Annotated in this window: 24 protein-coding genes and 3 pseudogenes; 19 read left to right on the plus strand and 8 right to left on the minus strand. The window is 46.5% G+C overall.

Going from position 1 to position 22401, the window contains the following annotated elements; translation table 11 throughout:
- The first annotated feature begins 423 nt into the window (after nucleotides 1-423).
- Together EAE89_RS05915 and EAE89_RS05920 are read left to right on the plus strand one after the other, a co-directional pair.
- Nucleotides 424-774 carry a type II toxin-antitoxin system RelE/ParE family toxin gene (locus EAE89_RS05915; protein WP_214085533.1) on the plus strand — a complete coding sequence of 117 codons (351 nt, stop codon included), beginning with the start codon at nucleotides 424-426 and terminating at the stop codon, nucleotides 772-774.
- Between the two features lie 2 nt (nucleotides 775-776).
- The gene (locus EAE89_RS05920; RefSeq protein ID WP_065389842.1) at nucleotides 777-1076 is read left to right on the plus strand and encodes a helix-turn-helix domain-containing protein; all 300 of its coding nucleotides are present in this window, start codon (nucleotides 777-779) and stop codon (nucleotides 1074-1076) included.
- 76 nt (nucleotides 1077-1152) lie between these two features.
- Here EAE89_RS05920 and EAE89_RS24335 read toward each other — a convergent pair.
- Nucleotides 1153-1653 (minus strand): annotated as a pseudogene (locus EAE89_RS24335) (transposase); the annotation flags it as partial.
- A 97-nt stretch (nucleotides 1654-1750) separates the two neighbouring features.
- A pseudogene (locus EAE89_RS05930) lies at nucleotides 1751-2394 on the minus strand (IS1595 family transposase).
- A gap of 195 nt (nucleotides 2395-2589) precedes the next feature.
- Between EAE89_RS05930 and EAE89_RS05935 the strand changes: the two are divergent.
- From EAE89_RS05935 to EAE89_RS06000, 14 genes are all read left to right on the plus strand, one after another.
- Nucleotides 2590-2916 (plus strand): integrative conjugative element protein, RAQPRD family, encoded by a 327-nt coding sequence (locus EAE89_RS05935; protein WP_262499869.1) that lies wholly within the window; start codon nucleotides 2590-2592, stop codon nucleotides 2914-2916.
- Entirely contained in the window at nucleotides 2913-3149 is a 237-nt protein-coding gene (locus EAE89_RS05940) for a TIGR03758 family integrating conjugative element protein (protein ID WP_011145430.1), read from the plus strand. Before EAE89_RS05935 ends, EAE89_RS05940 begins: the two co-directional genes overlap by 4 nt.
- A gap of 106 nt (nucleotides 3150-3255) precedes the next feature.
- Nucleotides 3256-3576 carry a TIGR03745 family integrating conjugative element membrane protein gene (locus tag EAE89_RS05945; protein WP_149615969.1) on the plus strand — a complete coding sequence of 107 codons (321 nt, stop codon included), beginning with the start codon at nucleotides 3256-3258 and terminating at the stop codon, nucleotides 3574-3576.
- A 21-nt stretch (nucleotides 3577-3597) separates the two neighbouring features.
- On the plus strand, nucleotides 3598-3972 hold the full coding sequence (locus tag EAE89_RS05950; RefSeq protein ID WP_214085548.1) for a TIGR03750 family conjugal transfer protein: 375 nt from the start codon (nucleotides 3598-3600) through the stop codon (nucleotides 3970-3972).
- Nucleotides 3969-4625: a PFL_4703 family integrating conjugative element protein gene (locus EAE89_RS05955; protein ID WP_214085534.1), complete on the plus strand. Its 657-nt coding sequence runs from the start codon at nucleotides 3969-3971 to the stop codon at nucleotides 4623-4625. Before EAE89_RS05950 ends, EAE89_RS05955 begins: the two co-directional genes overlap by 4 nt.
- Before the next feature lie 59 nt (nucleotides 4626-4684).
- Entirely contained in the window at nucleotides 4685-5545 is an 861-nt protein-coding gene (locus EAE89_RS05960; protein WP_244866218.1) for a TIGR03749 family integrating conjugative element protein, read from the plus strand.
- Complete coding sequence (locus EAE89_RS05965) at nucleotides 5535-7013, plus strand: TIGR03752 family integrating conjugative element protein (protein ID WP_214085536.1); 1479 nt, start codon at nucleotides 5535-5537, stop codon at nucleotides 7011-7013. Before EAE89_RS05960 ends, EAE89_RS05965 begins: the two co-directional genes overlap by 11 nt.
- Before the next feature lie 25 nt (nucleotides 7014-7038).
- Entirely contained in the window at nucleotides 7039-7458 is a 420-nt protein-coding gene (locus EAE89_RS05970; protein WP_149615914.1) for a TIGR03751 family conjugal transfer lipoprotein, read from the plus strand.
- Nucleotides 7458-10304, plus strand: coding sequence for a conjugative transfer ATPase (locus EAE89_RS05975; RefSeq protein WP_420849738.1), 2847 nt, complete (start codon nucleotides 7458-7460; stop codon nucleotides 10302-10304). Before EAE89_RS05970 ends, EAE89_RS05975 begins: the two co-directional genes overlap by 1 nt.
- Nucleotides 10301-10711, plus strand: a complete 411-nt coding sequence (locus tag EAE89_RS05980) for a TIGR03757 family integrating conjugative element protein (RefSeq protein WP_149615912.1) — start codon at nucleotides 10301-10303, stop codon at nucleotides 10709-10711. The genes EAE89_RS05975 and EAE89_RS05980 overlap by 4 nt, the downstream gene beginning before the upstream one ends.
- A 53-nt stretch (nucleotides 10712-10764) precedes the next feature.
- Nucleotides 10765-11706 carry a TIGR03756 family integrating conjugative element protein gene (locus tag EAE89_RS05985; protein ID WP_422615505.1) on the plus strand — a complete coding sequence of 314 codons (942 nt, stop codon included), beginning with the start codon at nucleotides 10765-10767 and terminating at the stop codon, nucleotides 11704-11706.
- 15 nt (nucleotides 11707-11721) lie between these two features.
- Nucleotides 11722-13149: an integrating conjugative element protein gene (locus EAE89_RS05990; protein WP_214085538.1), complete on the plus strand. Its 1428-nt coding sequence runs from the start codon at nucleotides 11722-11724 to the stop codon at nucleotides 13147-13149.
- 2 nt (nucleotides 13150-13151) lie between these two features.
- Complete coding sequence (locus EAE89_RS05995) at nucleotides 13152-13523, plus strand: hypothetical protein (protein WP_214085539.1); 372 nt, start codon at nucleotides 13152-13154, stop codon at nucleotides 13521-13523.
- Nucleotides 13520-15034, plus strand: coding sequence for a conjugal transfer protein TraG N-terminal domain-containing protein (locus EAE89_RS06000; protein WP_214085540.1), 1515 nt, complete (start codon nucleotides 13520-13522; stop codon nucleotides 15032-15034). The genes EAE89_RS05995 and EAE89_RS06000 overlap by 4 nt, the downstream gene beginning before the upstream one ends.
- Nucleotides 15035-15083: 49 nt before the next feature.
- Here the strand turns inward: EAE89_RS06000 and EAE89_RS06005 are convergent, their stop codons facing one another.
- Nucleotides 15084-15464, minus strand: a complete 381-nt coding sequence (locus EAE89_RS06005) for a hypothetical protein (RefSeq protein ID WP_214085541.1) — start codon at nucleotides 15462-15464, stop codon at nucleotides 15084-15086.
- Nucleotides 15465-16384: 920 nt separating this feature from the next.
- Nucleotides 16385-17419 carry an Abi family protein gene (locus tag EAE89_RS06010; RefSeq protein WP_214085542.1) on the minus strand — a complete coding sequence of 345 codons (1035 nt, stop codon included), beginning with the start codon at nucleotides 17417-17419 and terminating at the stop codon, nucleotides 16385-16387.
- A 501-nt stretch (nucleotides 17420-17920) separates the two neighbouring features.
- Here EAE89_RS06010 and EAE89_RS06015 point away from each other — a divergent pair.
- On the plus strand, nucleotides 17921-18079 hold the full coding sequence (locus tag EAE89_RS06015; protein WP_214085543.1) for a hypothetical protein: 159 nt from the start codon (nucleotides 17921-17923) through the stop codon (nucleotides 18077-18079).
- Nucleotides 18080-18322: 243 nt separating this feature from the next.
- Here EAE89_RS06015 and EAE89_RS06020 read toward each other — a convergent pair whose 3' ends face one another.
- Nucleotides 18323-18868, minus strand: coding sequence for a helix-turn-helix domain containing protein (locus tag EAE89_RS06020; protein ID WP_214085544.1), 546 nt, complete (start codon nucleotides 18866-18868; stop codon nucleotides 18323-18325).
- 282 nt (nucleotides 18869-19150) lie between these two features.
- On the opposite strand from EAE89_RS06020, the gene EAE89_RS06025 reads away from it, so the two are divergent.
- Both EAE89_RS06025 and EAE89_RS06030 read left to right on the plus strand, forming a co-directional pair.
- Nucleotides 19151-19381 carry a helix-turn-helix domain-containing protein gene (locus EAE89_RS06025; RefSeq protein WP_214085549.1) on the plus strand — a complete coding sequence of 77 codons (231 nt, stop codon included), beginning with the start codon at nucleotides 19151-19153 and terminating at the stop codon, nucleotides 19379-19381.
- A 254-nt stretch (nucleotides 19382-19635) separates the two neighbouring features.
- Nucleotides 19636-19998, plus strand: coding sequence for a hypothetical protein (locus EAE89_RS06030; protein ID WP_214085545.1), 363 nt, complete (start codon nucleotides 19636-19638; stop codon nucleotides 19996-19998).
- A 157-nt stretch (nucleotides 19999-20155) separates the two neighbouring features.
- Here EAE89_RS06030 and EAE89_RS23980 read toward each other — a convergent pair whose 3' ends face one another.
- The 3 genes and pseudogenes from EAE89_RS23980 to EAE89_RS06040 form a co-directional block, all read right to left on the minus strand.
- A complete protein-coding gene (locus EAE89_RS23980; protein ID WP_280516010.1) occupies nucleotides 20156-20284 on the minus strand; it encodes a hypothetical protein in 129 nt (42 codons plus the stop codon).
- A gap of 276 nt (nucleotides 20285-20560) precedes the next feature.
- Nucleotides 20561-22093 carry an ISNCY family transposase gene (locus EAE89_RS06035; protein ID WP_214085546.1) on the minus strand — a complete coding sequence of 511 codons (1533 nt, stop codon included), beginning with the start codon at nucleotides 22091-22093 and terminating at the stop codon, nucleotides 20561-20563.
- 194 nt (nucleotides 22094-22287) lie between these two features.
- Nucleotides 22288-22401: pseudogene (locus EAE89_RS06040) on the minus strand (IS5/IS1182 family transposase); the annotation flags it as partial.

The following is a 22401-nucleotide window of genomic DNA, read 5'->3' on the forward strand; positions in this document are numbered from 1 at the left end:
ACTACTATCTTGCAGAGGACGACATTTGTTAGTTTTATTGTTACTTTCATGGGGAATATACAGCCAGAAAAGGTTCTGCTTGCAGTGAAATGAATAGGTTAATAATAAATCTAAAAAAGAGTGTATTACAGAGAACTGAAGAGCATTATAAATATAAGCAGCAGGCAATAAATAGAATAGCTGAAATGTTGTCTCATATCATCAGCACCCTTCAACGTTTGACTTTTGTTCCAGTACCTCCATCAAAGTGCAAAACTGACATTAGTTAATCTCAACTTTGCTTAAGAAGAGCGAGTTCAGAACCCCGTAAATTCAAACTCGGCTTTTTCGGTTGAAAAAAGAATATAAAATCGAGCTGCTATGGTTGAAATTATAGTGAATACGTTATATTCTTGATTATAACAAATAGGCTATGGAGTCGATATGTGGGAAGTCATAACGACAGAGTGTTTTGATGAGTGGTTCCTGACTCAGGAAGATGCTCTAAGGGAGTCAGTCTATGAAGCTATGGGGGTATTGGAAAAGTTCGGCCCAAAACTTGGCAGACCATATGTTGATACATTGAGTGGTTCTGATTTCCCCAATATGAAGGAACTGCGTGTACAACATGCTGGTAATCCTATCAGAGCGTTTTTTGCGTTTGATCCTACCCGCTGCGCAATTATTTTGTGTGCTGGCGATAAAACGGGATTAAATGAGAAACGTTTCTATAAGGATATGATTCGGCTGGCTGATTCCGAGTACCATAAACATCTTGCGAAACTGGAGGAATAATCATGGCTACTTACAGAGAACTGTTGGCTAAAGAAAGTCCTGAAATGCAGGCACGAGTCGCAGAACGGGTTGAAGAAGCCAGTATCCAGATCGCCCTTAGCCAATTGCGTGATGAGCTAAAAATTTCACAAACAGAATTGGCCGCTGTTATGGGGGTCAAACAGCCTTCCGTTGCTCGAATGGAACAAGCTGACAATGATCCAAGGCTATCAACACTTAAGCGCTATGTGAAAGCATTAGGCGGCGAATTAAGTCTTGATGTGACACTTCCAACGGGTAAGCGCGTAGTTTTCCATCTTTAAGGGAGAAAGTCCGCAGAGCGGGCTTTCTTCAGATTATTGACAAGGTATTGTTTTTTTATCCGGTACTTTGTTTTAATTAACCTCGGTTTCGTTTAAAAATAGTGATATCATAATCCTGTAAATTCAAGCTTGATTTTTTAGGTTGGAATGTATAAGCAATTAGGCCAGCGACGATTTCCAATAAAAAACCGAGCTGACTGCGGTGTCTTGAATGCGCTATCTGAGAAATATTTTTGAGCTGATCCATGACCGTTTCTATCAAAAATTGCCTTCTTAACATCAGCTTATCCCAGAGAGATAATGCTTTTGCCTTCATATTATTACGGTGAGTGATTAACGTTATTCCTTCTGCTTTCAGCTCATCGCACAAGGTCTGTGATAAATACCCTTTATCGTCCATCCTGTTAATCCTTGTACCCGCGCTTTGATGGGATGGCAATCATCCTAATTTCCTGAGATCAACTTAACCGCCAAAAGTTTGCCACAATCATTGATAATCAGATGAAGTTTAAAGTTATAAAACGCCCGTACTCGTTTTCATTTGCTGTGAGACGCTCTCAAATACTTGATGACGGGGAAACGGAGGTGTAGCTGACCAATCCGGGAAAATCAGCCTTAAAATAGTGTCTTACATGTTCAATATAAAAAATGTTTGGGGCTGCCCTAGATCGCGATTATATTCTTCCTTTAACTATTTGTTTTAGAATGTGTAATTGGTCTTTTACACCCGGTGTATTAAACCTCCACTCACATTCCTTAAGAAAGAGCTCAAAATGCTCCTTTGGTATGCTTAAATCTACGCAAATGACGTTTGGCTTGGTTCCAAAAATTCTCTATTCCATCGATATGATTTTGACTATTTTTAGCGTCTACACACTCTGTACTATGGTTGATTCGATAGTGTTTAAAATCGGATACATCTAACACATCATAGCGGGCAAAATTGTCTGTGTAGACCAGGCTGTCAGGCTTAATCTTGGCAGTGATTATCGGCATTAAGGTATCAGATTTAGCGTTAGGTATTAGGCGGGTGTAAACCTTGTCACCTCGCTTGAGAAGTCCAAAAACAGGGACTTTCCCCGAGGAGCCTCGTCTGCGTTTGCCCTTACGTTTACCGCCGAAATAGCTTTCGTCTATCTCGACTTCACCGTCAAACATAGAATATTCATCGACATAACCTGCGATAAGGACTCTGAGGCGGTGAAAATAGTAAGCCGAAGTCGTTTTGTTGACACCGACTAACTCGAGTTGTAGCCCCGGCAACGAAGAGCCCATGAAGACGTTTTTGCTTGTATTGGCTAATCCGACTTTTTCTCATCTGGATATCCTAGATAAAATAACTTATCTAGGACAGCCCCTTAAGTTAAATACAAAGTGGAATCCCGCCTTGGTTTCAACCTTAAATTCAAGTACCCAAAATTTTCAAAATCAGATAAACAATTATTCACTGTAATCGTTACCCTTTTTCGTCACTCTGTTGATGTATATATCTACGCTGATTTAGGGTAATGCTATGGTTTATTTCCGTTTATTTTCCCATAGTCTTTTTGTCCTGATGATACTAATGAGTTGGCCTGTGCTGGCCGGGGAAAAAGATGAGCTGGCCACCACACTCAAACAGCTTGACCAGGTGCAGGCCAGTTTGGAACGTGCCCGGGTTTTGGCCGTTCAGGAGGGGCAGGCAGACCGTTTTTATTTTGATTATCTACGTGCTAACCGGGACCTCAATATTGTCCGTGAAGGCATTAACCGCTATCTGACCCCCTCCCGTGCCCAACCCGGGATTTCTGCGGTTGCGTTGGATGTGACCGGTCAGTATCGTCAGGAGCGAATCCGGTGAACGAGGTACAACGTAATGCATTCAGGGCGGCTTCCGGCAATCTCGATCCTCATGTGATGCAATTTCTCTGTATCGGTTTACTGATAGCGGTGTTATTTCTTTGGGCCGCATGGGGAATGGTGGACGTCTGGCAGGGCTGGGCCAATGAAAAGGTCCGTGAAGCGGCGATGAACCGTTTTGTCATTCGTGTGGCGTTGTTGCTGGTGATGGCTATCTGGATGTTTGCCAGCTAATCGGTTTTTTTAACCTGTAATGGAAAAAAGGGAAAATGAAATGGATCTGTTAAACCGGGGATGTCAGTCACTGTTCCGCCTGTTTGCCTGTATCAATACCCGTGCAATGTCACTCAGTGTGCTGGCTTATCTGGTTTGTCAACCCGTGACAGCGGCATTGCCAACGGTTGAACCGCCTTCCAGCGGGAGTGGCGGTGGTATTTTTAATACCGTCAAAGGTTACTTGCAGGACGGCATCGTGATAGGCGGGCTGGTCGTTGCCGCGATCGCGTTTATCAATGTGGCGACCGCGGCAATCCATACTTTTTCTGAAGTTCGCAGTGACAGAGCCTCCTGGACTAAATTTGGTGCGATTGTGGTGGTTGGCGTGGTGCTGTTAGTGGCGGTTATCTGGCTGCTGGGCAAATCGACGTCCATTCTCTTTTAACCCCAGGGAAGTGTCAGTATGGTGCAGACTATTCGTTTTTTACCTGACCGTCTTAACGCTGAACCTGTCGTGTTCCGGGGATTTACTACCCCAGAGCTGGGCTGGACGGCATTAACGGGGCTGATAGCTGGCACGGTCATTGGTTTGTTACTGACACCAGTAACGGGTTGGGTGATGATACCGACGGTGGCACTGATTGCGCCGTTGTTATTGATTGCCTTTGGCGGCAAATACCTGGCCCGGATGAAACGCGGTAAACCGGCGCATTATCTCTATCGACGGCTGGAGGTTAAAAAACGGCGCTGGGGTCTGGGTGACCCGTCACTGATTATCACATCACAACGCTGGTCGTTGCGCCGCCGTCACCGGGTAATGACCCGAATGGGGCGGTTATGAGCCGTTTTCGTCATGCAATTCAAGATCGGGACCAGCATATCCTAACGTTACGCGCGGCCTGTGGTGTGCTGGTTTTGTTGTTGTTACTGAGTCTGAGTGGCTGGATGATGGCGCCGAGAGCGTTAACCATTTATACGCCGCCGGATGTCCGTAGTGGTAGTACCCGCCCGTGGTGGCAAGTGCCTGTCTCCCAGGTCTATGCCTTTGGTTTTTATATTTTTCAGCAATTGAATGCTTGGCCGAAAGACGGGGAAGTCGATTATCCAGCGAAAATAGCGGCGCTTTCTCCTTATCTGACCCCCTCCTGTCAGGTATTTCTGGAACAGGATGCTCAAAACCGCTCACAAGTGGGTGAGCTAAAAGATCGCGTGCGGGTGGTGTATGAAATTCCGGAACGGGGCTTTCGTGACAGCAATGTGATGGTAAAAGACCGGGATAACTGGGTTATCCGGTTAGATTTAGTGGCCGATGAATATTTTCACGCTGAGCCGGTCAAACGGGCACTGGTACGTTACCCGCTTAAAGTCACCCGTTGGCAAGGGGATGCAGAGCGTAACCCGTTTGGCCTGGCACTGGATTGTTATGACAGCACACCGCAACGGCTGGAAGCAGCATCGCAGCCGGCACCGGCGAAAAAGGGGATATTCCAGTGAAAAAACAGGTACTCGTCGAGTTATTGGCATTGACTGCATTATTATTCGCCGGGCTGGTGATGGTTTCACCCGTTGAGGCTGTGGAGTTGATGAAGTGGGAGCGTATCCCGCTGCCAGTTGCCCTGCATGTTGGACAGGAGCGGGTGGTTTTTGTGGATAAAAATGTTCGGGTTGGCTTTCCCGGGATGTTGAATGGCAAATTGCGGGTACAAAGCACCGGTGGTGCAGTGTATCTGTATCCGAGTGAAACGTTTACCCAGACCCGGCTACAACTTCAGGATGTGGAAAGTGGTGAAGTGATTTTGCTGGATGTGACAGCTACAAATGGAAAAGGTCCCCTTGAGCCGGTTCGTATGGTGTACCACGGGGACGTGATTACGTTGACGGACAACCATCAGATTCATCATGGAGCCAAAGGGGATAATACGTCAGCAACGTCTCCCTCTCTTGCCGGTGAACGTCAGGCCGCCCGGCGTCAAAAACCGTCCTATACGGCTCCTCTGCCGGTGGTCCTGACCCGTTATGCTGCGCAGAGTCTGTATGCGCCGTTGCGTACAGTAGAAGCTGTTCCCGGCATTCACCCGGTATCATTGGCATTGTCGCCCCGATTGACCACATTGTATCCCTCTGCGCCGGTAATAGTTTCCCCGTTAGGGGGCTGGGGGGTGGATAACCTCACTGTGGTGGCGCTGAAAGTGCGTAATACCCACCGTGAGAACGTGGTGCTTGATCCACGCAGGTTGCAGGGGCAATTCATAGCAGCGACCTTTCAGCATCGTTGGTTGGGACCGTCAGGTACGCCGGAAGACACGACTACCGTTTATTTGGTGGTGAAAGGTCGGCCTGACCGTGCCTTTCTGCCTGAACCGGTGAGGTCAAAAACGCCCATGAAGCGACAAGGAAATCCCCATGCAAATTAAGTCAAACGGTCTGGTGAAGTGGGTCGTGCCTGCTTTTGTTATTGCGGGGCTGGTCGTGGGGATCAAGAGTTGTCGGCAATCAGAGACGCCCGTCAACCAGACAGTGAGTCATCAGGCTTTGGAGGAACTGTCTTCCGGGGAGCTGCGGGCATTGGGGATTGAGGGGGATACCCCGGAAGACACGTTGCGCACCCTGATTGGAGCTTTGCGCAGTATCCGTGTTCAGCAGGCGGCACTGGAAAAACAAAACGCACAATTACTGGCGGACAATGAGAAATGGCGAAACGGCAGTCAGAGCATGACTGACCAGATTAACCAGGTGGTAGCGGGCAACCGCGAAGAAACAGAAAAGCAACAGCAGGTGTTGAAGGCAGAGCAGCAAACGCTGTTCAGCCGACTTGACCAGTTGACCCGTCAGTTAGGCAATAAAAGCATAAGTACAAACTCTCCTTTGGTTGAGCGTGATATTCCGCTGGGATTAGGATTGGACGATACCGGCCAAAATACGACTTCAGACGGGGACAGGCTGGTCTGGATTACCCCACAGGACGTATTATCGGCTGACTCACAGGTTGCAATGAGCGGTCAGCCAGCGACTCCCCGTTTTCCTGTGTCATTTCTGGAAGACAATGCATTGAGCCGTCAGAAAGTGGAATATGACGGTATGACTAAAAATCAGCGAGCCATTACCGAGGGTGATACAAACGAGGCTATCCGGCCCGTTTATACCCTGCCCGAAAATACGACGCTGGTCGGCAGCCAGGCGATGACCGCATTATTAGGCCGGGTGCCAGTGAATGACAAAGTCACTGACCCGTATCCTTTTAAGATACTGATAGGTAAAGATAACCTGACTGCCAACGGCATTGAACTGCCGGACGTGGAAGGAGCGATTATTTCGGGTACAGCTACCGGTGACTGGACCTTGTCTTGCGTGCGCGGCAATGTCACCTCTTTCACCTTTGTCTTTGCAGACGGCACCGTCAGAACCGTGCCGAAATCGGATAATCGCATCGATGGCAGTCATCACGTTCAGGATAATCATGGCGGCAGTATCGGCTGGTTGTCTGACGATAACGGTATTCCGTGTATCAGCGGGACACGGAAATCCAATGCATCCAGCTACTTGCCAACTTTATTTGCGCTTTCTGGTGGTACAGCAGCCGGTGATGTGCTGTCACAGAGCCAGCTTACCACCCAGACTAACGGTTATGGTGGCGCAACGTCATCACTGACCGGAGATGCCGGTAAAGCGGTTTTGGGACAAGCGGCTGCCGGAGGATTTAAAGCCGTGTCGAAATGGGTCAAAGCCCGTTACGGCCAAACCTTTGATGCCGTCTACGTGCCGCCGGGAGCCAGCGTGGCGGTACATATTACCCAACAAATCCCCATTGATTACGACACACAGGGGCGCAAGGTGAAATACCCCTTTAGCCTGGAACAGGAGAACAGCGATGGGCTGGACTGAGAAAGTGAATATCTGTGGAGCCGGTATGTGCAGCGTCAGATTGAAATCAGGTTGTTGGGTTTGCCTGATTGCAGTGACGACGCTCCTGACCGGTTGCAGCACGTCCAAAGAGGACATGTTGCCATCGGGAGATCAGACTATGCTGGCATTGTGGCAGGGAAAGGCCGCGTCGTCACAGATCACACTGGAAGCCCGTCAGGTGCTGCGCCGGGGGCTCAATGAACAGGAGCAGCAAATTTCGACTGACTATGCTGAAAGTTATAGTCGTACACAGGAAAATGAAATCAGTCAAACCTTCCCACGGCTACCCAATCCGGACATGGTGATGTATCTCTTTCCCCATTTGGTTGCGGGAAATTCGCCTGTGCCGGGATACAGTACGGTGTTTTCGTTTTACAGTCAGGTGCAGTATGCCCTGCCGGGTGAGCGGACGGTGGCATTGTGATGTGGACGTGGTTCAATAAAGTCCGCCTGCGTAAAGCGGACAACCTATCGCCTTCTTCCGGCGTGATCGGGCGTGAACCTGTAAAGCGGCCCGGCAAAATGACGCACGCTGATGAAGCGGCACTGTATAACCCTTCACCGTCTATCATTGATTATTTGCCCTGGGCAGAATACCTGGACGAGGAAAAGTGTCTGTTGCTGGATGACGGTCTGTCAGTCGGGGCGGTTTATACCGTCTCTCCGGTCCAGACAGAAGGACGCCCTGCTGCCCGTCTGGAAGAGATCCGTGACCAGGTGGAGGATGCGTTGCAGGACAGCCTGGAGGAAGAGGATATTTCTCCCTGGGTGGTGCAGTTTTTTTGTCAGGATGAAGATGACTCGTCGTCATCGCTGACGCAGCTTCGTCAATATATCAAGCCCTGGGCACAGGGCACAGCCTTTACCGAAACGTGGCTGGCTGAGACTGAACGACATTTGCGGGGTATTGCCCGGCCTGAAGGGCTGTTTAACGACACATTGATCACCGGTCAACCTTGGAGAGGGCAGCAACGCCGTACCCGAATGGTCGTTTATCGCTGGGTCCCGGCAGGCCAGAAGGATGTTCTGTCACCAGCGGCGTTGCTTAATCAGGTCTGTAACCGACTGACGGCCTCGCTGGCCAGCGCTGGCATTTTGTGTGAACGACAAGATGGTGAACAGGTTCATCACTGGTTACTGCGGTTATTCAATCCCGCTCCAGATTGGATAGATAAAACGACGTTGTATCAGGCGGCTAGTTATGCAACCCCACAGGCTGGTGAGTGGAAGCCAGATAATGATTTCACGGAAACCTTGTGGTTTACCCCGCCGCGTTCTGACGTGAAAAACGGTGTCTGGTGGTTTGATAATATTGCTCATCGGGCGGTACCGGTTGAACGGCTGCGTCGCCCTCCAGAACCGGGAACGCTGACCGGTGAAATGGTCCGGGGTGAACATATCAATGCGCTGATGGATTTATTACCGTCAGGTACTCTTGTTTCATTGACCATTGTCATACAGGCGCAGGATACACTGGAGCGGGATTTCGACCGATTGTCAAAAAATGCAATGGGAGAAAATACTGAATCAGGGCGAGTGCGTGCAGACGTAAAAGAAGCTAAGGCGCATCTGGGGTTGAGACATAAACTGTGCCGTTCTGCACTGACCTTTCTGTTACAGGGGGCTGATGTTGACGATTTGAACCGTCGGCATCAGCAACTGGCCGCCACCCTGTTGGTCTCGGGGTTGCAGCCGGTTAAACCCGAATGCGACGTCGCGCCGTTAAACGGTTATCTGCGTGCCTTACCGATGTGTTTTAACCCGCAACGAGACAAGCATCACTGGTATACCCGGTTGACTTGGGTGCAGCATGTGGCTGGGTTGCTGCCAGTGACAGGGCGAGCAACCGGCACAGGTAACCCGGGTCTTAGCTTTTTTAACCGGGGCGGCGATGTGCTGACCTTTGATCCGCAAAATAAACATGACCGTACCCAGAATGCGCATCTGTTGCTGTTCGGGCCGACCGGCGCGGGGAAGTCGGCTACGCTTTGTGCGAGTTTATCGCAGTTGATGGCGGTGCACCGTCCCCGGTTATTTGTGGCGGAGGCGGGCAACAGTTTTGGGTTGTTTGCTGATTACTGTCAATGTCTGGGGCTGAGTGTCAACAAAATCAGCATTAAACCGGGCTGTGGTGTCAGTCTGGCGCTGTTTGCTGATGCCCACCAATTGCTTCAAATGGCATCTTCTCAGCTGGATTTGGCGGGTGAAAAGTCGGCAGAGGAAATTGAAGACGACGGGGACGATGAGCAACGCGATATTCTGGGTGAAATGGAAATTGCGGCCCGCATGATGATCACCGGCGGGGAGAAGAAGGAGGAAGAGCGTCTGACACGGGCGGATCGGGGCATGATCCGCGAAGCTATCATGATGGCGGCAAAAGCGAGCGCTGACGATGGCCGACAGATGATAGCAGAAGATTTGCAAAAGGCATTGTCTGTAATTGCCCGGGACTGCCGGCGGGATGAACAGGGGCGATCATTACGTACCGAACAGCGTCGTGCCCGTGCCGAAGAGATGGCGGGGGCGATGTCAATGTTCACCAGTGGTTTTGAGGGGGAATTGTTTAATTGTCCGGGAACTCCGTGGCCAGAAGCCGATGTGACGCTGATTGACCTCGGTACGTTGGCGCGCGAAGGGTATGGTGCCCAGATGTCGCTGGCGATGGTGTCTCTGGTCAATACCATCAACAATATGGCGGAGCGTGACCAGTTTGAGGACCGGGAAATTAATTTTGTGGTGGATGAGGCGCATATACTGACCACTAATCCGCTGTTGTCGCCCTATATGACCAAAGTCGTCAAGATGTGGCGCAAACTGGGCACCTGGTTGTGGCTGGCTACTCAGAATTTGGCGGACTATCCGGATAGTGCGGAGAAAATGCTGAATATGGCGGAATGGTGGTTGTGTCTGACAATGCCGCCGGATGAAGTCGAACAGATAGCGCGTTTTAAAAAGCTGTCTGAAGAACAAAAATCGGTGTTGTTGTCAGCCAGCAAACTCCCGGGCTGTTACACCGAAGGCGTGGTGTTGTCGAAAAAAGTGGAGGCGTTGTTTCGGGTGGTGCCGCCCAGTGTGTATCTGGCGCTGGGTATGACGGAGAAAGAGGAAAAGGCAGAACGCAGGGCGATTATGAAAGTGCTTCATTGCAGCGAATTGGATGCCGCTTTTGTTGTGGCGCGCAGGCTGGACCGTGCCCGTGGTCTGATATCCGGGGAGGTGACAGATGTGCGTGATGAAGATCTCTTAGCCATGCAGGAGTATAGGCTATGAATATCTGGGTATTTTGGATGCTTTTGCTGTTGTTAATGCCGGTATCCGTGTTTGCCAGCACAGTGATATATACCGACACAAGCCATCCACCGCTCAATGCTGATCAAAACGTCCAAGTTGTGTACCTAGATAAGCCAGAGCAGTTGCAATCACAGTTATTCAGTAAGCTGTCTGCTGATCCTCAACAGGCAGTCAAGCAGGCCCGTCAGATTTTGCAGTCTCCATCGTGGCATCAACAGGAGCGACATATCGGTCAGGCTTATCAGGGGTTACTGAATGCCTGGACGTTGGGCCTTAAGAAGTTCCCGGCAGTGGTTTTTGATGATGATTATGTTGTGTACGGTACGACAGACGTCAGACAGGCCCGGTTACTTTGGGATACCTATCAGCAGGAAAAGCAGCCATGAAATCTTCGGATTTATCGTCATTAACATGGTATTCCCGGCTGAAAAAGTTCGGTATGGCCCTGATACTAACGGTTGTTCTGGTGCCCGTGGCCGTTGCCAGTGTGAATACGGCCCAGATTGTGGTCAGTGCCGCGTCGGTATCGTGCATCAGTTGGCGGATAAAAGGTATTTGTTACTGGCTGCTGTGTTCTCCCTGGGGGTGCAAAGTGCGGACCTCGATAAAAGTTGCGCATTTTATTCCTCAGGCCGTGGTCTCCGTCTATAACGCGCCTGGCGGTAATCCCTGGAAAGAAATGTCGCAGGTCAGCCAGGCAGCCGGTGGGGTGGAAAATATGGTCACCGGTGCACTTTCCAGGATAGTCATGGGTGGCGGTAACAATCAGTTGAAAATCCCAGGCAACCGAAAAAATAATCTGCATTTTAAATATGCCGATGCGATTGGGCATCCGGCAACTGCCATGATGGGCGGAAAAATTTCGGGGTATGCGTGTAAAAGTGCCGCCACGCCTTTTATGCCTTACTTTTTGAGTACGCTGGACAGCCTGGTTTGGCGGACCGGTGTGCCAGAGTCGTTTTATCCCGAGGCGCTTATTCCAGGTAAACGTGAACTGGGTTATTCGTTTCGGGGCAATATGTGGGGCAATGTTTATCCGCGAAGCGGGTTTGTGACACAACAGGATGATAATAAAGCGGCTGCGGTAGTAGCACAACGGGTAGCAGACATCATCACCCGTACCGGGCAGGGGCATGTTTATCAACCCCTGAAAGGGAACCGCAAACAGGGTTACTGGCCACCGGGCGAAGTAGTTGAGAATACGGGTAGCCAAAATCATCAATGGCAACGTTTAGCGCCGAAAATGAGCGCATCTTGTGCTGTTTTTCCGGATAACAGCGGGGAAGTGGCCAAGGACGGGAATTATGTCTTTGCATTGTGGCAACCCTACAGTTGTTGTCAGCGGCGTGGACAGACTTTTCTCTACAGTACCGATTTTTGAGACTGGGATCATGGGATGAGACAACGATTATTTTTGCCTGTGTTGATAGCACTGGCGTTTATGCGTACTCCTGTTGTTCAGGCGGCAGGTTTTGCCATTGCTGACAGCCCGATAGGTTACGGGAAAAGCCTGAATGGGGCGGTATCAGACAAACTGTTTTACAACATAGGTGGCGGATCAGTGATATCGCAGCCGGCGACCCGCAGTCATCTGCAACATCTGGGCGGATTAAACCTCGGTTGGAGCAGTGACCTGATGTGCGGTCACTTTGATTTAAAAACGACGGTAGGGAATCAGCTTAATGGCCTGACTTCGGGGTTTAAAAACCTGATGGGGGAAGTAATACAGGGGGCTACCGGGGCCGTAGCCAGTTTGCCGGCAATGGTTATCCAGCGTGCTAATCCGGGATTATATGAAATGCTGACCAACGGGGTGTTACAGGCAGGTATCGCGTTTGACAAATCACAACTGAGTTGCCAGAACATGTCACAGCGTATGATGGATTTCTCGGATAGCAGTAAATGGACTAAAGCGGCGTTGATGGAGGAATACAAAACGCTGGTGAATACTGGCAACGGTGATGCGGTTGGCACGACACAAAAAATGGAGGTTGCGGACGGTACACAAGGTTCAAATTGGATTGGAGGTGAAAAACGGGGAGGAAAAGGACAGAAAGCGATTCAGCCTATCCGGGATCTGGCAAAAGCCGGCTTCAATATGATGAACAACCTGCCAGCGAATAGCCATGCCAATGTCAGCCACACACAATGTAATGGCGCTGCTTGCCAGAAATTCAAGAACAGTGAAGAAGCCGCAGACGCGGTCGTCAGGGTGTTAGGTGATCGTTCGGTTCGTACCTGTACCGACAGCCGTCAGTGTACTAGTGGTAGTACCGAAGACCAGCCGGGTGCAAGTGTCGCTGGGACGGGGTTTGCGCCGATGCTGGAAGAGGCGACCAGAACCAACATTGAGCAATTGATGAAACTGGTCAGCGGGGAAAATGCGCTTACTGTAGTCAATCTGGCAAAACTCAAAACGGGTAGCCTGGTGGTGACTCGCGGGGTTGTCCAGGCCCTGAAACGTGATCCGGACAGTGGTGCGCTGGTGAGTCGGTTGGCCAGTGAGTTAGCGATGGCAGACACCATTGAGACTGCGCTCACTATGCGGCGAATGTTGATGACCGGGCAGGCAGAACCGAATGCCGCTGCGCAGGCGCAGGCTATGGCAGAGAGTGATCGTCGTATTGCGACACTGGACAGAGAAATTACTGCCCTGAAGAATGAAATGGAGTTGCGCCGGGCGATTGCACAAAATACCGCACTGACCACGCTTGAGCGTGAACAACATCGGGTTGAAATGAATCTGCAACGGCAATCCACCGATAATACCGACAGTCGTATTCACACCTTGTCCGTGCCGCCGAAAGGGCGTGAAGGACAATAATGATGTCTGAGCAAAGTGAAATTCGGGTACCTGCTGGCACTAAACAGAGGTTGATAGTGGGACTGAAACGGCATTTCAGGCGGGGGTTAATCGTCATGTTGATGATGGGGGGGATGTTACTTGTTGCCGCAGTTGGCTTGGCGTATCCGTCTCAGTTCAGTGCCTTACAACATTGGATGTACACGACCCGTTACGGCTGGCTGGCCTGGCGATTGGCCATGTACAGTGTGATTGCCTGTTTCATGTGGCAGCTTTGGCGATCCCCATTGCCGTTAACACAGAAAGCGGCTCTGAAACGGATGGCGCTCATTTCGCTGGGATTTGTGGGATGTTGTGAGTATGCCATGTTCTTCGTCTCCGGAGAGCAGTCATGACAACTTACAGCTATCTGGAATATTTTCTGACCCTGCTGGGCTGGATAGTGAATAACGGCTTGTGGAATGTGCTGCTGGCCACAGGGTTATTTGTGCTGCCGTTGACATTCAAAATGATAGGTATCTGGCTGAAAGTCCGGGAAGAAGGGGAGGATGAAGGGAATAAGGGCATGCTCTCAGTAACCCGGATTGAAAACACTTTGTATGGCGCTTTTCTGGTCATGATTGCTTGCTGTGTGCCGTTGGTCAATGTGAGTCTGAGTACCATTACGTATGATGACTCGCGGGCAAAAAGTTGTGGTACTTGGACACCGAAACTGGCTGAAACGGGTTATGCGTCCGTGATATCGTCGCTTGACGGTAAAACGGCGGCGGCTCCGGTTTGGTGGATACTGGTTCATCAGATTTCCAAAGGGGTCACTCAGGCTGCAATAGCTTCTCTTCCCTGCCGTCCCGACTTGAGGCAACTGCGTTTTGAGGTCCAGCATACGCGGATTAATAATCCGGCACTGGCTCAGATATTACAGGATTTCACCCATGACTGTTATGCGCTGGCATTGTATCAGTGGAAACGCCGGGACGAGGGAAGAACCCTAGATGAAGTGGTATTACGGGATATTGAATGGTTAGGGTCAAAAACGTTTCTGAATAGTGCGGGTTATTATGATGTGCTTCAGTCAAAAACGCCTCGTTCGGATTTTCCCTGGAAACCGCACCGTGATGATGGTTTTGCTAATACGGGACAGGGGGGATATCCGACCTGCAAAGAATGGTGGTCAGACAGTCAAGTAGGATTGGAAAAACGGGTGATGGCTCAGGTTGAGCCAGGCATGTGGTTTCGGCTCTCAGCAGCATTGAAACTGATGGGCAAAGAGACGTCAGAATACAAAGAAGCGGTGATACGGCGTCTGGTGAGTCCGGAAAGCCTGACAACATCTCAGGGGGGACATGTCTATGCAGGTTACGGGGGGAACGCGGATTTTACCCTGATGAATTCAGTGGGCCGTCTGGCTTCATTGGGTGGGATGTCGTTGGGGAGTCTGGCGGCATTTCCGGCGTTTGATGCAATGCGCCAGGCTTTACCGATGGTGCAGGCTGTTATATTGATGGCGGTGACTATCATATTACCGTTGATTATAGTATTTGCGGTTTACGAATATAAGACGGTTATTACGCTGACCTTTGTCGTGTTTGCGCTGAACTTTTTGACCTTCTGGTGGGAATTGGCACGTTGGTTGGACAGCTGGTTATTGGAGGCATTGTATGGTTCGGATACGCACAGTCGCTGGAATATGGCCGGTTTTCAGAATAGCACAGACGATATCATTATGAGTTTTGTGATGGGGACGATGTTTATTGTGCTGCCGGCATTGTGGATGAGTGCTTTGTCTTGGGCTGGTATCAGAGTTGGTGGTGCATTAGAAAATACAGCGTTGCGACATGGGACTTCTGAAACTCAATCTAGTGGTGCCAAAATAGGAGAGTCGGTGTCAAATAAAATTATGAAATAGTTTATATGATTATATTAAACAGTGATATAGATAATTTATTTCACTGTTTTTAATCATCTAGTTTGCTGCCGTTGGAGTAAAAGCCATAACCTTCTGAACCATTCCGATACTTAGCTTTTAGAGATTCACTGTAGGTAGTATCTTGCTTGCTATCTTTAGCTAGTGAGAGTCCCAGTAGTAGTCCAAAGATCAGTATAATAACTCCTATTGCCATTAGTACTCCTATCAGCAAAGTAACCACTATACTGCTAACAAGTAAATAAATGGGCATGTGTTCCATCCAGCTAGGGAGATTGTATTTGCGGGCTTTAGTAACACAATTTGCATCCCAAGTATGTAAACGCTGGCATAAGTTGCGGTAAATGTTAGCGGCTTTTACTCCCCTAGTTTGAGCACGTATTATACGTTGTTTGTCATGATGATTAGTCATTGGATAGCCTCTTGTGGAGATGATGTTTAGACAAATAGTATTATTTTCTATTAGGTTAGCCAAAAATTTGAGTGGCGTCTATGGTATGAATTGTAAAACGAGTTGTGTGTTATGCACATTTGCACGGCTGATAAAGCTCACTCACCTGACCCCATCAAAGGGTCGGGTGAATGGAAGCGGTTGGTGAGCTGGGGAGGCGAACCAATATCAGCGGTGTAACTGTGTATAACTCTTTTTTAACGAATAAGGTCAGTAATTATATTTTTAACCTTCTGGCGGGTTGATGCATCGGAAAGAGTATTCCTTTGCGAAATTATCTGGGACACCTGTCAGTATTTTTGTCTGGAATTTTGTAGGAAACAGGATATATTTAATTTAATAGAATAACCTTTATTACATTTTTCACTCAGCTTGTTGTAGCGCTCTATAAACTTGGAATCATAAAAAGAAAGTTTGTTAATGGTTTTGATAAGGTTATTTTGTTATTGTTATTTAAAACAAAGTCCTTATCTTTAAATAATCTAGACTTCTCAGTTGCATATACTAGTACGAATCTAGGATCATGGTTTACAGTCGAATCAGGATTATCAATGAGGTCAGTTAATTTTATAGTTTTTGCTTTTGGTGCTGATTTAGATGAATATAATAGATCATTATTCTTCTGGATAATTCTGTTATCACCATTATTATTACTAGAATCGTCAGCATTTCTATATATGTAGCTACTATATCACTAAATTCTCGTTTGAGATTTTGAAGCATTATGCTTGTGTCCTCTACTGTATCATGTAGCTAAGCTGCGGCAAGTGTTTCTTCTGTATGTGGCGAAAAAATGGCCAGCCTAGCTACTTCAGTTAGATGTAAAATATAAAGTTTGTTAGTATATTTTTGCCTTTTTACTTAGTGTTAAAAGGCCGTTATTATTTTCTTCTAACATTTTTTGCAACCCATGTGCTACTTGTATTGTCTGGCTCGAAATTCACGTTAATACCTATTTCGTGAGGTAAGTTCTTTTCATGATTTCCATGGGCATCGAGAACAAATAGATTACTTGGATGTTTAAATGCTTTTATTGAAACCACCTTACCTTCAACCTTTACAATTACACCATCCAATCTTGTTTCTGTAATGTTTGTATTATACCAAGCCTCTATATCTACTGGATGTACTTGATCAAAATCTTTGGCTGCCTGTTTGAATCTCTCAATAGTTTCCTTTTTACACAGTTGTGTTATTTGCTCTATACTTTCCATAATAACAATTGTTTTGAGATTAGAGGGGTTAATATACTTAATTAAGTTCAAACACATCTTAAAACTATTGAGTACTGTATTAATGTGACCTTCAACTGAAAAACTTTTCTTATTATGCCATATAGGCTCATGATGAGCGATTCTATTACGAAGAAAATTAAGTTTTTTTATGTCGTTGGTTATATGCTTGAAAGTCACTTTTTCACCTGGGAATGAAAAATCTATCATTTCCGGCCATATTTTAAGGGACCCTTGTTTATCAGATTTATGATGATTGGAGCAAATGTTACTCCATACACCAAATGTAAGCTTTGCAATCAATTCATCCGGAGTTACTTCTCTTTTTTCTTCTTGGATAGAAGAAAGGGCATTTTCCACTGCCTCACGGCTTTTCATAAATTTGTTGTCTTCTGTATTTAAATAGAAATGTTGAATCCAGTTTCTGTCTATTGCCATTTCAGCGGCGGCAGGGGGAAGCCCACTATCTATAAGTTTTTGCCGTTGATATGCTAAGTGACCATAGTATAAACTGTTTCTTAGCGAAACTTCTAAAAGTTGTAATACAGGAAAAAAAGTGGCGCAGAGCCTTTTATTCCATATATAGAGTCCTAAACATTCAGCTTCATCTTCTGTGTTAAAACCTCTTTTGTAAGTTGATATACGTCTTTCTGATATCGACATTAGAACACTTTTGACGGTCATTGTAATTCATATCCTTTTCTCACATGATTTAAAATAATATAATAATGATTATGGTATTTCATCTATACTTTTCACTTGCCTCTTTTCCATTCTTTGTGATTCATTACAGGCTGTTGTTTTAGCAGCAGGATGCTTGACGCTATCTGTTTGTTGCTGTAGTATTCCCTCTGCTGATCGCGGCTATTGCCGCTAGCAACGTGCTAGGGTCACAGATGATGGAAATCATGCTGCTGATGCCGAAAGATATTCGGGATAAACCCCTGTTGAGAAATCAACAGGGGTTTTCTCGTTTTTTTAATTAGAAAGGCAAAAATTAATATACGGAAATCCTATTTACTGGTATTTGTTAGTACTATAAATTGCACATCTTTATTTGTCTCAACAGAAGGTACATTCATAAGAAAGCTTTAAGTCATGCGGTTTCTCAGCATCGTGAGCATCAGAAAAACACAGATTTTTGATTTTTATAACTATAGTACTAAATGATGATAGGGGAAGGTTATGCAATCAAAACGCCGAATTTCTGAACTTAAGAAAATGTCCGTAAAAGAACGCAAAATTGAAGGCATGCGTCGAGCTAGGGCTGCTTTTGATCTGGCTGAACGTACAGGTACGTTAACAAAACGTCCTGTTATCGTTGAGTGCTGTTTTTTTCGTTAGCTTGATAAAGCTTTGTCTGTGACTTCCTTTTGAGTGGTGGTGAGCTTTTAGGTTGGTTTACCTAGTTCGTAATTATTCTTCGGGTGTTTTACACAATTGACCCACACACTCAGTTCTCCGTGCTGTTTCTCAATGTGATGCATTTTTATCTGGCTATTCGCCTGACTAAGTGAAAATTGAAAGGTATCGTCATTCTATACCTATGCTTAACTCTACGCTGTTATGAGCATCAATCGGTTGTGTTTAATTTTTTTCTTGACTTATCAGGGTAGTAATACATTGCAAGATTTCTTTATCTGTTGATTCATCCCCAGCAAGAGCCATTTTGATTGCTTGTTTCAAGCTTGATCTAATATGAAGCTTATCAATGGTATCCTTGATATCTTGTTTTTCATGAGCCATTGTTAATAGCCCTTCAATACCTTTACGATGAATTAATTTTATAAGCTTATCTACTTCGCATAGATTTAGGGAGTTAAAAACCAAGTTCCAGGAATGTCGTAGCTCAATATCATCATAGTATGCATCTGGTGTTTCAAATTTGAAATTTTTATCCCCATTTGCAAGCCAATCCAAGCTTACATTTTCCTTATTAGCAACAATTTGCATATATTTTAATGATGGGCTTGTTCCTTTATTGATGTAGTTATTGAGAGTTGAGTAAGGCAAGCCCCAATCTTTTGCAGCAGTCCTAATGTTTCTTTGCCCTACAAGTTGTAATAACCTACTGATAAAACCTTCTTTTTCTTCATCACTAAAAGAAGCACCTGATGCTTTTTTGTTTTTCATTTTCTCAATTTTCATTCAATTGGTTGATTTTTAATAAAAATTATTCCCTAAGGATAATATTTTTAAATTAGGGAATTTTTGGTTCTAATTTGCTTTACAGTTTTCAAATTTGGATCAATACTTGTGTTCCAGTGAATAATTTCTCAAAGATTATTTGCACTGACAATTGGTTAGAGTAATTGAAATATAGATTGAAGTAAAACGTACTACTAACAGAGTTTAAAGCAAAGAATGTTACTCGTCGTTTTACAGTATTATTAGATAGTTATACCCGATTGGAGGATTATTGTGGAGAAAAAAGATTGGCATTCGGCAGATATTATCGCTGCGTTAAAAAAGAAAGGAACGTCATTGGCTGCCGTTTCTCGGGAAGCTGGACTGGCATCGTCAACATTATCCAATGCTTTACAGCGTCCCTGGCACAAAGGTGAGACAATCATTGCGAATGCATTGGGACAGAAGCCTGATGAAATCTGGCCTTCCCGTTATCAGAAAAGAAGGAAGGGATATTGATCTCGAAGAGAAAAAATATGGTGGCTGCTATAGGAGCCATAAAAGCAACGCTCTGAAAGTGAGGCAACACAATCAGAGCGTCTAACCACAACATTACAAGAACTAATGTATGGCTAATATGAATAGTAACATATCCTCATACTCAAAGCGTTATACATTTAACGCACAATCTAATGTAGAAATCAAAGTACACACCTTACTTGCGGATTTTTCTTTGGTTTTAATTTTTTGTAAACCAATTGGGAAGCAATATTATGCACAGTAGCATCCCTGATACTCCCGACGACGGTGATATATCTGATGTGAATATCCTATGGTCTGGCATGTCGGATGCGATTACATCACTGGATCTCTCATGTGTTAGTGATACTGTACTGTGTCAGCTAATTGAATCATCCAAAGAAAATACTATGGGCATTTGTCATGGAGTAACTTTTCTTGGTGACTCAATGTTGTCGTTTGCCAGTAATAATATCCATGAATTTACTCCAGAGAGTTTGTGTCAGCTCGGGCATAGCCTATCAGCGCTGAGTTCTCTATTACCGATGCTGTTTACCATGCATGAAAAAGCGAGTGGTGAATATCGTCGTAGAACTTCGAAAAACGAGATAAAATAGCTTTGTCAAATGAAACCGGAAAATTTTTGGATGGTTTTCCGGTTTAAAGGCATAAACTATCGCCGACAGGGTGTTTGATACTCATCAGAGCTGATTTTTCCCTTTCACGAGGTTTGAACTGGCACCGAGATGTCGTCACCGTGCACTTTGTCCGGCATCAGCACGCACTAGACGTAGAATATTGAGGGCTGTTTCTGCCTCGATCAGCACCTTCAAAAAAGTATTGAATGCCATCTGGTGTAGGGGCTTCTGTCCAGCTAGTTGCCAACCATTTTTTCGTTAACATTGCTGAGTAAGCCCCGGAGACAAGTGAGGCTGAGTTGTTGCGGCCTGGTAGGATGAAATAAAGGAGCCAGACAGGCATATGTTGGCTGGGTATGGCATATTGGGTACCTTTCCGTATTTTGAGGAAAAGAAAACAATGCGTCATCATAACGTAACAGATATTACGGCTGTAGTACTAAGTTTCCACATAGCTTAAGTTGTATTAGTGTGATTACCGAGGGAGACTGACGGACTAATTACCGAAGGACTTTGTCGTTTCAGTATACCTGCTCCCGGCTTAATTGCTCAACCGAAGATCACTCGATGTTCTGGCTTTCTCAACCCGCAGGGCACTGGTATTCATTTTTTCCCGTAGCCAGATATGTCTCACACCACTCGGACTGAGGGTTATCTGATATTTTTCTCGCATCTGGGCCGATACCTGTACCTGACCCAGATGCGGATTTTCCAATGAAAAAGCCATCACCCTTTCCTCTATTTCCCGGGCCGTCCGATTTTTATGATGTAATGCCGGGTTAAAGGTGCGTTTGAGTGCTTCCGGCCCTTTTTCTTTGAGTAGTTTACGATGACGATAGAGCGTGTCACGGGAGCAACCACTCTGCCTTGCGGCTTCAGCGACATTACCCAGTTTGTCCGCTAATTCCAGCGCATCCAGCTTTCTCTGGATTTCCAGGTCATACAGCGAAGGTTTAGTCGGCTCAATAACTTCAGAGACGCGTAATTTTCGGTCTGCAAAGTAGGCCGTAAAACGACCGTCATATTGCTTTCGGATCTCAATTTTCTGGTTGGCTATCGAATACCTGAGCGGGGAGTCGATCAGGTAAAACTGATTACCGTAGCTGAAGGTGTGATCCCGGCGGATTTTTCGATACGCTTTCTGGACACAGATATTCTCCAGACTGATATGAGCCGGAACCGGTTTAAATTCTGATTTGATGTTTTGCGCTTTCACGGCAATGTTTTTTTGCCAATAGTCGGGAATAAAGACTTCCTGAAGGTATTGGTTAGCGCTGGGCATATCCGTGATATTTCTCAGGCGTAGCTCAGGCACGAGACGGTCCTGGAACGTATCGAATGAACGTTCAATGCGCCCTTTGCCCTGAGGTGAATTGGCAAAAATGATCTCAATACCCAGTTCTTCACAGGCTCTTTGTACTTGCGAGAAATTGCACCGCTTGGGACCACCGAAGATCCCGGCTTTATCCACATACAGAGCTTTAAATATTCCTCTCTTTGCAATGTAGTCACGCAGGACTTTTAAGCAACCTTCGGTGGTTTCGGACTCAAAAAACTCGGCATGAACTTCACTGGTGGCGTCATCAATGAGCGCGATTAAACAGGATTTTCTGTCACCGAACCAGCGATGGGGGCTGCCATCCATTTGGAGCAGCAAGCCCGCTGATTCCATCCGTTCTCTTCGCTTACGAACCTGAGAACGTCTGCGTTTAGCCCGCTTAACATGGTGAATTTCGTGTGCCCAGCCACGTAGGGTTTCTCGTTTTACCCGAAGGCCTTCGTGCTTTTCCAGCAGTTCAGCAAGGTGCTGCAAATTCACATCGTAGTACTTTTCCTTGATAAGAGACTGCACTTGCCGCTTTAGCCTGTCCGGTATTTTATTGGCGGGAGTTCTGCCGGTATTACGGTGGATCACAAACTGGATACCGACTTTCTGATATTGTTGAAGATAACGTTCGATAGTCCGACGGGATTTACTGAGAAGCTTTGAGGCATTAATAATGCTGATTTTTCCTTGCGCCACCTTGGCAATCACATCCACGGTGAGTTGGGCTTTAGCATCCATAATAATCATCCTTCGTGTCCCCTGAATACGTACACTGAAATATTCAGAAGATTCACAGATTAAATAGATCCGTCAATTTCCCTTGGTCATTATGTTAAAGCGACAAAATCGCTTGGTAGTTAAAATACGACAAAGTCCCTTGGTGTTCACAACAGGTAATTAGTCCGTCAGTTTCCCTCGGTAATCACACTAGGTAGTGTCCCTTAATTATATAATCTCCGGCAAAAGAGTCGAATACAGCCTAATTTCACCATCGACAGATAGTTTCGTGCTGTTTTTTCATAGCGTGTTGCAATACGTCGATTACCTTTCAAAAA

This window comes from Photorhabdus heterorhabditis (assembly GCF_018448905.1).
Taxonomy (GTDB): Bacteria; Pseudomonadota; Gammaproteobacteria; order Enterobacterales; family Enterobacteriaceae; genus Photorhabdus; species Photorhabdus heterorhabditis.

Excerpts from the sequence above, each read along its gene's own strand:
- EAE89_RS05980 (WP_149615912.1), top strand. The coding sequence starts at position 10,301 with ATGAATATCTGGGTATTTTGGATGCTTTTGCTGTTGTTAATGCCGGTA.
- EAE89_RS05955 (WP_214085534.1), top strand. The coding sequence starts at position 3,969 with ATGAGCCGTTTTCGTCATGCAATTCAAGATCGGGACCAGCATATCCTA.
- EAE89_RS05975 (WP_420849738.1), top strand. The coding sequence starts at position 7,458 with ATGTGGACGTGGTTCAATAAAGTCCGCCTGCGTAAAGCGGACAACCTA.
- EAE89_RS06015 (WP_214085543.1), top strand. The coding sequence starts at position 17,921 with ATGCAATCAAAACGCCGAATTTCTGAACTTAAGAAAATGTCCGTAAAA.
- EAE89_RS05915 (WP_214085533.1), top strand. The coding sequence starts at position 424 with ATGTGGGAAGTCATAACGACAGAGTGTTTTGATGAGTGGTTCCTGACT.
- EAE89_RS05945 (WP_149615969.1), top strand. The coding sequence starts at position 3,256 with ATGTCACTCAGTGTGCTGGCTTATCTGGTTTGTCAACCCGTGACAGCG.
- EAE89_RS06005 (WP_214085541.1), bottom strand. The coding sequence starts at position 15,464 with ATGACTAATCATCATGACAAACAACGTATAATACGTGCTCAAACTAGG.
- EAE89_RS05990 (WP_214085538.1), top strand. The coding sequence starts at position 11,722 with ATGAGACAACGATTATTTTTGCCTGTGTTGATAGCACTGGCGTTTATG.
- EAE89_RS23980 (WP_280516010.1), bottom strand. The coding sequence starts at position 20,284 with ATGTTAACGAAAAAATGGTTGGCAACTAGCTGGACAGAAGCCCCTACA.
- EAE89_RS06010 (WP_214085542.1), bottom strand. The coding sequence starts at position 17,419 with ATGACCGTCAAAAGTGTTCTAATGTCGATATCAGAAAGACGTATATCA.
- EAE89_RS05970 (WP_149615914.1), top strand. The coding sequence starts at position 7,039 with ATGTGCAGCGTCAGATTGAAATCAGGTTGTTGGGTTTGCCTGATTGCA.
- EAE89_RS05935 (WP_262499869.1), top strand. The coding sequence starts at position 2,590 with ATGGTTTATTTCCGTTTATTTTCCCATAGTCTTTTTGTCCTGATGATA.
- EAE89_RS05985 (WP_422615505.1), top strand. The coding sequence starts at position 10,765 with ATGGCCCTGATACTAACGGTTGTTCTGGTGCCCGTGGCCGTTGCCAGT.
- EAE89_RS05995 (WP_214085539.1), top strand. The coding sequence starts at position 13,152 with ATGTCTGAGCAAAGTGAAATTCGGGTACCTGCTGGCACTAAACAGAGG.
- EAE89_RS05960 (WP_244866218.1), top strand. The coding sequence starts at position 4,685 with ATGGTTTCACCCGTTGAGGCTGTGGAGTTGATGAAGTGGGAGCGTATC.
- EAE89_RS05920 (WP_065389842.1), top strand. The coding sequence starts at position 777 with ATGGCTACTTACAGAGAACTGTTGGCTAAAGAAAGTCCTGAAATGCAG.
- EAE89_RS06035 (WP_214085546.1), bottom strand. The coding sequence starts at position 22,093 with ATGATTATTATGGATGCTAAAGCCCAACTCACCGTGGATGTGATTGCC.
- EAE89_RS06030 (WP_214085545.1), top strand. The coding sequence starts at position 19,636 with ATGCACAGTAGCATCCCTGATACTCCCGACGACGGTGATATATCTGAT.
- EAE89_RS05965 (WP_214085536.1), top strand. The coding sequence starts at position 5,535 with ATGCAAATTAAGTCAAACGGTCTGGTGAAGTGGGTCGTGCCTGCTTTT.
- EAE89_RS06000 (WP_214085540.1), top strand. The coding sequence starts at position 13,520 with ATGACAACTTACAGCTATCTGGAATATTTTCTGACCCTGCTGGGCTGG.
- EAE89_RS06020 (WP_214085544.1), bottom strand. The coding sequence starts at position 18,868 with ATGAAAAACAAAAAAGCATCAGGTGCTTCTTTTAGTGATGAAGAAAAA.